3 protein-coding genes are annotated in these 1,775 nt (G+C 50.0%); 1 reads left to right on the top strand and 2 read right to left on the bottom strand.

The genetic code is table 11. The features are described from left to right. Both FQK12_RS00165 and bolA read right to left on the bottom strand, forming a co-directional pair. Positions 1-156: trigger factor (locus FQK12_RS00165; protein ID WP_261392688.1), on the bottom strand; the 156-nt coding region annotated here is incomplete at its 3' end. Between the two features lie 347 nt (positions 157-503). After that, positions 504-821 carry a transcriptional regulator BolA gene (gene bolA, locus FQK12_RS00150; RefSeq protein WP_004133447.1) on the bottom strand — a complete coding sequence of 106 codons (318 nt, stop codon included), beginning with the start codon at positions 819-821 and terminating at the stop codon, positions 504-506. A gap of 305 nt (positions 822-1,126) precedes the next feature. Here bolA and FQK12_RS00145 point away from each other — a divergent pair, with 305 nt between their 5' ends. Further along, positions 1,127-1,705, top strand: a complete 579-nt coding sequence (locus FQK12_RS00145; protein WP_004848253.1) for a lipoprotein — start codon at positions 1,127-1,129, stop codon at positions 1,703-1,705. Positions 1,706-1,775 lie beyond the last annotated feature (70 nt).

The following is a 1,775-nucleotide window of genomic DNA, read 5'->3' as shown; positions in this document are numbered from 1 at the left end:
ATTCATCGGCACTTTGCCTTTACGGAAGCCGTCAATGCGAACTTTTTTCGCTACGTTGACCAGCTCGCTTTTGACAGCATTCTCGATGCTGTCAGCGGCGATAGTAATCGTTACACGGCGCCCAAGGCCCTGAGTGGTTTCAACTGAAACTTGCATCTTGTTACCTCAAAAAAATCACAGTGCTCGGTCAACTCTGGAAGCGCGAACAGGTTGCTTCGCAGAACCGGGATGCCCTCTTCAAATCAGAAACACATTCCCTGTCGTCAGAATCATCCCGAAGACATTCATAATAAAAGACGCGGCATTATAGCGGCATCACTTTTGTGAGTCGAGAACGGTTGTCGCCCACTGCTGCGGCTTTTTTCACATTTCCCGAGCAAATTTGCCTGTAAATATGCGTGAATTGCACATTTTCCAGGCAAAACAAAACGGCCCGCAGGCCGTTTTCTCATAAATCTTCACGCAACATACTGGAAAAGCTCCAGCGGTTGCAAATGCGATTTCTACGCGATACTTCCAGCCCCGCGACAAGGAGGAGAAGCAAAGACGGTATCCTGTAGCCCTTCCCACTCTTTGATTGTATAGGTATGCAACGCCAGAGCGTGCACGGTGCTTGATAGTTCCTCAGTCAACGTTCCGTAAATCATACGGTGACGATTAAGAAAACGCTCGCCAAGGAAGCGATCGCTCACCAACACCACTTTAAAATGACTTTCAGAGCCCGCAGGAACGTTGTGGCGATAGCTTTCATCCACGACTTCAAGATACACCGGGTCGAACGCTGCCCTAAGTTTTGCTTCGATCTGTTCACGTATCATCATGAATTTTCTCCTCCGACAACGCTGTATTGCCGCCATTCCCTTTAAATGTTAGCCGCTTTTACCGCTTCCATTGGGCGAAAACAACAAAAAATTAGCATTCCTCTGATATTTTCATGCAAAAGTATCGGCTTTAGTGGTTCGGTGTCCTGAAAGCCCTGCCTGCGTTGCGATAAGAGATGCAGTCAGGACAGAAAACGCACAAGGCGATGAATTTACATGCGTTGCCACTTCCCCTTGCCGTTGGCGATGTTATGATGGCGGGAATTTTCCTCATTACCACTCCACCATGCGTTGAGACCCTGAACATGTTTAAGAAAATTCTTTTTCCTTTGGTCGCGCTGTTTATGCTGGCCGGATGCGCCACTCCGCCGACTACCATCGATGTTTCACCGAAAATCACCCTGCCGCAGCAGGATCCCAGTCTGATGGGCGTGACCGTCAGCATTAACGGCGCCGATCAGCGTCCGGATCAGGCGCTGGCGAAAGTCACCCGCGATAACCAACAGGTTACGCTCACCGCTTCCCGCGACCTGCGCTTCCTGTTGCAGGAAGTGCTCGAGAAACAGATGACCTCGCGTGGCTATATGATTGGCCCGAACGGCGCCGTGGATCTGCAAATCATCGTGAATAAACTGTACGCCGACGTTTCTCAAGGTAACGTGCGTTACAACATTGCGACCAAAGCCGATATTGCGATCGTTGCCACTGCCGCCAACGGCAATAAGATGACGAAAAACTATCGTGCCAGCTACTCTGTTGAAGGCGCCTTCCAGGCCTCGAATAAAAATATCGCCGATGCGGTTAATAGCGTCATGACCGATACCATTAGCGATATGGCGCAGGACACCAGCATTCACGATTTCATCAAGCAAAACGCGCGTTAATTGAAGTCGCAGACCCGGCCTCGCGCCGGGTCTGCACGACATGCCATGTCTAATCATTACTTACGCATTT

Origin of the sequence: Klebsiella sp. ME-303 (genome assembly GCF_007910085.1) — a bacterium.
GTDB lineage: Bacteria > Pseudomonadota > Gammaproteobacteria > Enterobacterales > Enterobacteriaceae > Klebsiella > Klebsiella michiganensis.
Note: the sequence above shows the minus strand (reverse complement) of the source record. Positions and strands in the feature narration are given on the sequence as shown.